This window comes from Vibrio sp. FF145 (assembly GCF_041439075.1).
Taxonomy (GTDB): Bacteria; Pseudomonadota; Gammaproteobacteria; order Enterobacterales; family Vibrionaceae; genus Vibrio; species Vibrio tasmaniensis_A.
Window position 1 is genome coordinate 10646 of record NZ_JBGONH010000074.1, and the last position, 8399, is coordinate 19044.

An 8399-nucleotide genomic window follows, 5' to 3' on the forward strand; every position below is an offset into this window, starting at 1 on the left:
ACAAGCTAACAAGCTAACAAGCTAACAAGCTAACAAGCTAACAAGCTAACAAGCTAACAAGCTATTTTGCGTTGACGGCTCGCACAAAAGCTTCTTGTGCACCTTCAACATTAAGCGCCTTCGCTTCATCTAACAAACCTAAAGCTTTGGGTATATCACCTGACTTCACCGCATTTTGTATAGCAGACAAATAGAAGTCTTTTGTCTCTTGCTGCACACGTATCTGCGTGTCTGCTTTCTTCGGTACAACAGCTGTTGCAGTCGCTGCCATAGCGGCAGGGGCAGCAACGACTGGCGCTACGGCAGGTTTAGCTCGGTAAGGGCGAAGTTTTAAAGTTTTAATTTCTAACTCTAAACGACCACCTAATTGATTCGTGTATACCGGATCGGTGACCATAGGCATCACCTCACCAAATTCTTTTGCTCGCACCTTTGCTGGGTGATCAACTTTCACCTTATTGCCAAGCTCATCAGCAGGCGTGTAGATAACAATATAAGGTGTCTTACTCGCATCAATACGCAAGCGCTCAATGTAACTCGTGCGAGTAAAAGCGTCGGATGCCTGAACCTTAAAGTCTTCAAACTTCAATGTTTGCACTAGCTTAAAGTTTTCATCTAGAAGCATGGCTTCTGGAGCAAAAACTGAATCATCGATCATTAAGCTCGATAGCTTAACGACCATCTCCCCTGAGCGCTCGCTGAACTTGAACGCTGCAAAGTGGCTATTACCTGTTGTAAATGTACCGACAGGTGATCCCAAGTCGATATCAAACTTTAAATCTTCATTATCATTCAATTGTGCGTATGGGTACTGCGAAAAATCGCTGCAGCATACTTCTGCATTAGTGGGTGCATCGAGTTTAGTTTGAACCTGAGCATCGGAAGCACAACCGCTTAGCAAGGCACCTAGTACCACGGCTAACATAGAGCTTTTATTTGTCATTGTAATCTCTCTCACTATTGGTTGTTGTTGGGGGAAACGGAAAAAGGCAGCCAATGGCTGCCTTATACTTTAAACGGTTTAGAACCAAATTTCAGTGTGTACACCGAATACAAATTCGTCTTTACCGTTATCGATACCAATTTGTTTAGCACTTGCTTCATCATCAGCTTTAATGTAGCTAATGTAAGGCTTAACTTGTGGACGACCGAAGTAGTCAGAGTTCGCTGTAAATGCAGTTGCAATTTCTAGGTTAAGAATATCGCTCTCTACAGCATCGCCAGTACGACCACCAAAGTAACCTTCATCACCCTCTTCGTGACCGTAAGAAGCCGTTGCTTCTAAACGAACGTTGTCGTTCAGCTTGTAAGAAGGACGAGCAGCAACCATGTAACGAGTCAAACCGTCAGCACCAAACAATTGGTCAAGAGCTGTAAAGTACACAGCTTCCGTACCTAGCTGCCATCTTTCTGAAATGTTTAGTACACCGTAAGAAGTTAAGAATAGAGACTCAGCTTTATCATCGCCGCCAGACCAACCACCGAAGTTAACACCACGGTTTTGCATTACACCAGAACCATAAGCAATGGCATTTTGAGTCCAACCGTCTAGACCATAGTAGCTTGTGTTTAGTGTTACAGCAGCTCCGAAACCATCTTGATCCTCACCATTATTAATGTGTTTCTGACCATATTTAAAGTCAAAGTCTAGGCTGCCGATACCCGCATCCACGCCGTAGTAGTACAAATCGATAGAAGAGAGAGTTTCTCTTTCTTTTGCACCGTTTTTATTAACTTTACATTTATTAGGATCTGTCGATGTAGTGCCATCTTTTTGCTTACAGTCAATCGCATAAGAATCTGCAGAACCTGCATCAGGATCAGCCATTACATAAGCGATACCAGCAGTATGTCCTGCAAGCTTAGTTTGAATACCTGCACCAATACCAGATGATTGTTTCCAGAACTCACCAGATAAAAGACCTGCTGCACGGTTTAGGTAACGTTGACCACCCCAAATAGAAGTGTCTTCACCTAAAATACCGCCGAGCTCAACGAAAGCTTCTTTTACTTCGAACTGAGAATCATCATTCTTCTTTTGTCCGCCTTCAGAAGAATAAGCGTATGAGTTACCGTTACCATATTCAGTACGAAGAACGTAGTCCGCCCACACACCATTTTGGTACTCAGAGTGCTTCTTAATTACAAATTCAACTTGGTTAGTACTCTTACCGTGAGTACCCGCTGTTTTGTAATCTGGCTTACCGAATTCAGTGTCTACTGTTTTACCGTCGACAACACGAACGTTAGAAGACATGTAACCGTGAACTTCCCAGCCGTCAGTGATAACGTCAGTAGGGTTTTTCACCTCTACTTCCATTGCAGAGTCACCACTTGTTACATCAAGTGCAACGTCATTTTCTGCGAACGCTGAACCAGCGACAAGTGCAGAAGCCACTGCAGCAGCAATCAAACTTACTTTTTTCATTCTTAACTCCATTAAGGACGATTTATTTTAGGTTTTATATTTTTGCTCTCTTGCGACAACCAAAGGCAGTAATGGTGGGCGTAAGATAGAGAGGTTTAGGGTTTCCCCTGATTCGTTTCAACGGAGCCAATATTAAGAGGGGATGACAAGTTTGACTTCCTCCACCCCGAACTAAATTAAGGGGGATGAGAAGGGAGTAGAGCTTATACAGAATGGTATTTTAAAGGGTTGGATCACTTAATCTAGGAGGAGTAGACAGCACACAGATCTAATTATTCAGCATAAGTGAGATCTACTTCAAATATATAATTTGAACTTCATCGATGAATTATTTTTCAACAAAATTTATTCTATGAAGTTGCTTGACCTTAATGGGACAAAGCCTTTTACTAATAGTTCACTGATGTTGATAAACGAACAAGAAATCAAGCAATGACTAGAACGCTCGCTCGCCCTTATCCACTAGGCGCAACGCTAGGTAACACTGGCTGTAACTTCTCAATTTATTCCCCTGACTGTAAATCCCTTTCTCTCGCTCTTTTTGACGAGAACGATGAGTTCACCACTTATAAATTGGAAAATGAATACGCTGATATCAGATATGTATTTGTTGATGGTATTAAAGCGGGACAAAAATACGGTTTCATTGCTGAAACTGATAATGGCCCGATCTTACTTTCCGACCCTTACGCTAAAGCAATAAGCGAACCGCTCGATTACGCAACGCCATATACCAATGAAAAAAGCTTTTCGATGGCGAAGTGTCTCGTAGTTGATGACACGTTCGATTGGCAAGATGTCGAAAAGCCGCGTATTAGCCGCGAAGAGACCGTTCTTTTCGAAACCCATGTTAAAGGCCTATCTCAACTTCACCCAGAAGTCGCGACCAATACAAAAGGCCGTTATTTGGGGTTAGTTAGTCCCGAAATGCTTGCATTCTATAAACAGCAAAACATCAATTCTCTACAACTTTTACCTATTGCTGCATGTATGCATGAGCCCCACCTATTGGATATGGGGAAAGTGAATTACTGGGGTTACAATCCATATTTGTTTATGGTGCCAGACCCACGCTACGCAGAGAAAGACGCCGTAAGTGAACTCAAAACCGCGATTCGAGAACTGCACCGCAACGGTATCGAAGTCATTCTCGACGTCGTCTACAACCACACAGCAGAAGGTGGTGAAGGTGGTACAACCTTCAACCTAAAAGCACTGGATAGCCGCTACTACATTAAGCATGGCTGTCATTACGCGAACTTCACCGGTTGTGGTAACACGGTCGACCTCACCCACCAACCAGCACTTAACTTAGTCATGGATACACTGCGCTACTGGGTTAGTGAGTTCCAAGTCGACGGCTTCCGTTTTGATTTGGCAGCAACACTGGGGCGCGAAGGCGATAACTACAATCCTGAGGCTGCTTTCTTCAAAGCCGTTGCCCAAGATCCGGTATTGAAAGAAACCAAGTTAATTGCAGAACCATGGGACATCGGGCCAAATGGCTACCAAGTTGGCAATTTTCCGTTGGGGTGGAATGAGTGTAACGACAAACTGCGAGATATCACTCGTAGCTTCTGGCGTGGTGATCAAGGCTACTTAAAAGAGTTTGCAACTCGCTTAATGGGCTCTCGTGACATCTACAGCGCCGCACACTGGCCGTACAAATTAACCGTCAATTACATCACTTATCATGATGGTTTCACCATGCAAGATCTTGTTTCTTATAAACATAAGCACAATGAAGAAAATGGTGAGAGCAACCGCGATGGACACGGTGATAATCGCTCTGAAAACTATGGTGTTGAAGGCAACACAGAAAACCTTTTGGTTATCGCAACACGCGAAAAGCAAAAGCGTAACTTCATGGCTAGCCTGTTATTTGCATTCGGTATCCCACATATTTTGACGGCCGATGTGTTATCTCATACTCAAAAGGGTAACAACAACGCGTACTGCCAAGACGGGGTCACCAGCTGGCTCAACTGGGAAGATTCCGAGCGTAAGACTTACTTCAAGGCTTGGTTATCTGAGATGATCTCCGCACGTCAGCAATACATGGTGCCGTTTATCAAAGCGTTCAGTGGCGATAAACGTAATTCTAACCGTATATTCTGGAGCCGTGTTGATGGCACAATCATGGAACATGATGATTGGAACCGTTTAAGCTCCGTAGCCTTACATTTAGGCATCGGCAAAGATGGCGACGAGTTGATTTATCTGATCAACCAAACCAACGCACCGGCTCGATTTTCTTTACCGAGCGACCGTCAGCAAGACTGGGTAACCATCTGTGATACCAACTTGCGAAACGTGAAACCGGGTCATGCCGAAGGTGAAATGCTGTTATCTCCCGTTTCAATGGCAATTTTGCACTATTCGCCAAACAAGACAGATTCGGTTTAGGTTAAAAGCCAAACCAGCTTAATAGAACGCGCGAAGCCATAGAAGTCAGTTATGTTTATAACTGGCTTTTTTATTAGCTGAACGTCACAAACTCAATTTTTTATATGGAACATTTTGCATTGATGTGATTACGAAAACTGTTTAGTATGGCCGTACTATAAAAATGAATCTATAACGTCTTTGGATATCATGGCTTTACCTAAAACATTAATTCGGCTTTTTAAACCATACATTATTTTATTAACTGGAGGGATGCTCTATCTTGCTGCAGCTCAACTTGAAAAAGTAGAAACGACAGCAAAAGAACAATCACTATCAAATATTCGTATCGCAAGTTCCATCATCAATTCCAACATCGAAGCCACATTCGGCAAACTCTATTTTTTGGAAACCAGTTTAAGCTTATCTACATCAGGCCCCGTCGGTGATCAAAAATTCAGGGACATCAGTGACAATATTCTCAAGAGAACACCTAACTTCTCCGATATTGTTCAATACCAGCCTCAATCCCAACAATATATTTCAACTCGTGGTCTGCCTCTTTCTAATGAGCAGATCGATGCCATCCAGTGGAATCCAATAGATAGTGTTGTAGAAGGTTTTTACATCTCTTCTATCTATCAAAAACCCGATGGTCGTTGGGTTTTCGCGATCAAACACACGACGGAACAGTTGAACAAAGAAATATGGATTGAGTTTGACCTTTTGCATACCACACAAGGCCTGAGAGACTTAAAGACATTAGACCGTGGCTATGTATTTGTGGTTGATAGAGCAACCGAACGACTGGTTTTCCATCCTGATCCGAAACGCATTGGCTCCAAATCTATCAGCTATCATGCCGGCATCAGCCACCAGCTCTCGCAAGGTGAGACCGTCGGCCAACACGAATACTACTATCAAGATAATTTCAAAATAACGGTATTTGATGCTGACAACAGCTTAAACTGGGTATTCGTCTCGGGCACTGATCGTCACGACATACTCACCAGCTCACACCAATTTACGCTAACTGGCGTGGTACTCGGGTCACTGCTTCTATTATGGATTGGCGCACACTACCTGGCTCACCGCTTGAACATGTCGTTATCTCAACTGAATAAAGTTGATGATCTCGCCAGCTTTAAACGAGAGTTAAAAGCCATATTCAATAGCTTTACCTATCAAAAAGGCATTCAATTCTGCCTTTATCAAGCAGAGAGCCATTCATTCAGTACCATCGATTATCATGGAAACAAATCAAGGGTACATTCTGACAAAGCCCTTGCTGAGCGATTTGCTCCCGAGACCATGGCTTATCGAAGCAGCAAATACGCGGATCCATTGGCACGTAAACTCAAAATACTCCAACGCCACTACTGTATCCCTTTGCACTCTCGTAACCAGCTAATCGCGGTGATTTACGTCAATGCGCCCTTGCCGATCAGTCAAAGTATTTTACGCATGATCAAAGATTACACGGAAGTCTCGTTGTCTAACTTACTGCTCCACCATCAATTGAGCAGTAAAGATCTCATGACTCAGTTAGACAACAAAAGTAGTTTTAACATCGCGATCGACAACTACGCATGCGAACCCGATACCTATGTAGCTCTGCTCGATATCGATAACTTTGACCACGTAAATCGAGCTTACGGTGAAGCGATTGGCGACAAGATGATAAAGCTCGCCGCAGAAGCGATGCGTTCTTACTTCCCTAAGCCAAAAGGGCTTTGCCTTGCTCGAGTTGGGGATAAGGTGTTCGCCGTTTTATTCAAAGCGAATGATGCGAAGGATGCCAAGCACCAATTGGAACAATGTCGAGTCAGCATCGCCGAGAAAACCATAGTCACTCCGGATATCACATTGTCACTCAGTATCAGCGTCGGGTTTTCGCAAATAGACGGCGAAACAGACTCTGCTTTAGCCCTTGCGGAACAAGCAAAGCTTATCGCACTACAACTTGGAAAGAATCGAGTAGAAGGTCACATTAGAGGCGTAGCCAAAGCGTCGTAGACATTAGCTAACACGCTCGTATCACACCGATTGGTACGATACCGATAACGAAAAAGCACCTAGGATTAATCCCGTAGGTGCTTTTGTTTTTATGGAAAGTCATTACAATGCGCGTTCGATACAACAATACCCTTTTTTAACGATACGAGCCTTATGAAGCTAAGTAACCGACTGCAAACTCTCCACTCCCTTGTCAGTAATGACTACCAACATATTTGGGACTGTTGTTGTGATCACGGCTTCTTGGGTGTTCAGCTATTATCTGACCACAAAGCACCGCAGATTCATTTTGTCGATATTGTCCCTTCTCTGATGAATGAACTGAAAGGCAAACTAACGCGTTACTTTCCCCAAGGTGAAACCGCAAAGCAAAAGGTTACTAGCCAATGGCAAGTCTACTGCTTGGATGTCGCAGCGATTCCATTGGAAAAGCACACTGGCAGACATCTAGTCATTATTGCGGGTGTGGGAGGCGATCTAACACAAAAGCTCGTCGACGATATTCATTGTAAGCATCCAGACAAAGCGATCGATTTTTTGCTTTGCCCGGTTCATCAGCAGTTCGAGCTAAGAAATCATTTAAAGGCGCTCAATTTCGGCCTAATTGATGAAGTGTTAATTGAAGAGAACCGTCGTTACTACGAGATTTTATTGGTCAGCAATAACCAAGGTGAAAGCGACAAAAATCTAGATGAAAATGGCAATAACCGAACGGTAACTGAGATATCAAGCGTCGGCGACAAGATCTGGACTCCGAACTGTGAACAACAGAAGCAAGTATCACTGCAATACAAAGCCAAAACATTGCAGCACTACTTGCGCATCCATCAAGGACAAGAGAAGCAAGGCAAAACCAGTCAGGTTAAGCACATCATTGAGGCTTACCAAGCGATTTAACTTCCTCACTCTTTGACCATCCTTGTTTTAGCGCTTTAAAACATAGTGAGCACTGACTGCACTGTTTGAGTAGACAAAGCCCAATCAATAAAAAAGCCGACAGTTCAATGAACTATCGGCTTTTTTGATGCTATCGATTTGGTATGAGCTTATTGTTCTTGTTTCTTATAAGCCACATCAGATTCATCAGTCGTTTCAACCTTACAGGGCGTATCAACCCCATAAACCGTATCAAGATAGTCGTCTTTCTCTTTCCACGTATTATTCAACCAACTGTGGAAACGACGTTTAAACGCTTTATCTTCAAAATAATTACCGTTCACGTTCTCATCCATTGGGTGCAGTTTAATACGCACCACCACCTTGGTCATTTTACCCTTCAGCATGTCTTCAAATGGAGAAGCCTGATTTTCTGGATAAGCCAGAGTGACATCCACAATACCATCTAAGATTGGGCCCATAGCAGACAGAGCAAACGCCACACCGCCGGTTTTTGGCTTGAGTAGATGTCGATAAGGTGTTTTCGCTGTCGCCAGTTTCTCGTGGTTTGCACGAGTCCCTTCAACAAAATTCACCAATGTTGTCGGTGCCCATTTGAACTTAGTACATGCCTTATTAATGGTTCATCGCGGATTAGCGGGAACTTAAAACAAAAACGGTAGTAAGTGATATG

Annotated in this window: 5 protein-coding genes and 1 pseudogene; 3 read left to right on the top strand and 3 right to left on the bottom strand. The window is 43.4% G+C overall.

What is annotated here, in order from left to right:
• Positions 1-61 precede the first annotated feature (61 nt).
• Complete coding sequence (locus tag ACED42_RS20070) at positions 62-943, bottom strand: MalM family protein (protein WP_371703901.1); 882 nt, start codon at positions 941-943, stop codon at positions 62-64.
• A 78-nt stretch (positions 944-1021) separates the two neighbouring features.
• A complete protein-coding gene (locus ACED42_RS20075; protein WP_017096272.1) occupies positions 1022-2428 on the bottom strand; it encodes a carbohydrate porin in 1407 nt (468 codons plus the stop codon).
• 432 nt (positions 2429-2860) lie between these two features.
• Here ACED42_RS20075 and glgX point away from each other — a divergent pair, with 432 nt between their 5' ends.
• From glgX to ACED42_RS20090, 3 genes are all read left to right on the top strand, one after another.
• Complete coding sequence (glgX, locus tag ACED42_RS20080; protein WP_009845870.1) at positions 2861-4834, top strand: glycogen debranching protein GlgX; 1974 nt, start codon at positions 2861-2863, stop codon at positions 4832-4834.
• 252 nt (positions 4835-5086) lie between these two features.
• Positions 5087-6829, top strand: coding sequence for a diguanylate cyclase domain-containing protein (locus ACED42_RS20085; protein ID WP_371703902.1), 1743 nt, complete (start codon positions 5087-5089; stop codon positions 6827-6829).
• Between the two features lie 153 nt (positions 6830-6982).
• A complete protein-coding gene (locus ACED42_RS20090) occupies positions 6983-7726 on the top strand; it encodes a tRNA (adenine(22)-N(1))-methyltransferase TrmK (RefSeq protein WP_371703904.1) in 744 nt (247 codons plus the stop codon).
• A gap of 149 nt (positions 7727-7875) precedes the next feature.
• Here ACED42_RS20090 and ACED42_RS20095 read toward each other — a convergent pair.
• A pseudogene (locus tag ACED42_RS20095) lies at positions 7876-8346 on the bottom strand (acyltransferase); the annotation flags it as partial.
• Positions 8347-8399: the final 53 nt, after the last annotated feature.

Coding starts and splice junctions, on each gene's coding strand:
- ACED42_RS20090 (WP_371703904.1), top strand. CDS start 6,983: ATGAAGCTAAGTAACCGACTGCAAACTCTCCACTCCCTTGTCAGTAAT.
- ACED42_RS20085 (WP_371703902.1), top strand. CDS start 5,087: ATGCTCTATCTTGCTGCAGCTCAACTTGAAAAAGTAGAAACGACAGCA.
- ACED42_RS20075 (WP_017096272.1), bottom strand. CDS start 2,428: ATGAAAAAAGTAAGTTTGATTGCTGCTGCAGTGGCTTCTGCACTTGTC.
- glgX (WP_009845870.1), top strand. CDS start 2,861: ATGACTAGAACGCTCGCTCGCCCTTATCCACTAGGCGCAACGCTAGGT.
- ACED42_RS20070 (WP_371703901.1), bottom strand. CDS start 943: ATGACAAATAAAAGCTCTATGTTAGCCGTGGTACTAGGTGCCTTGCTA.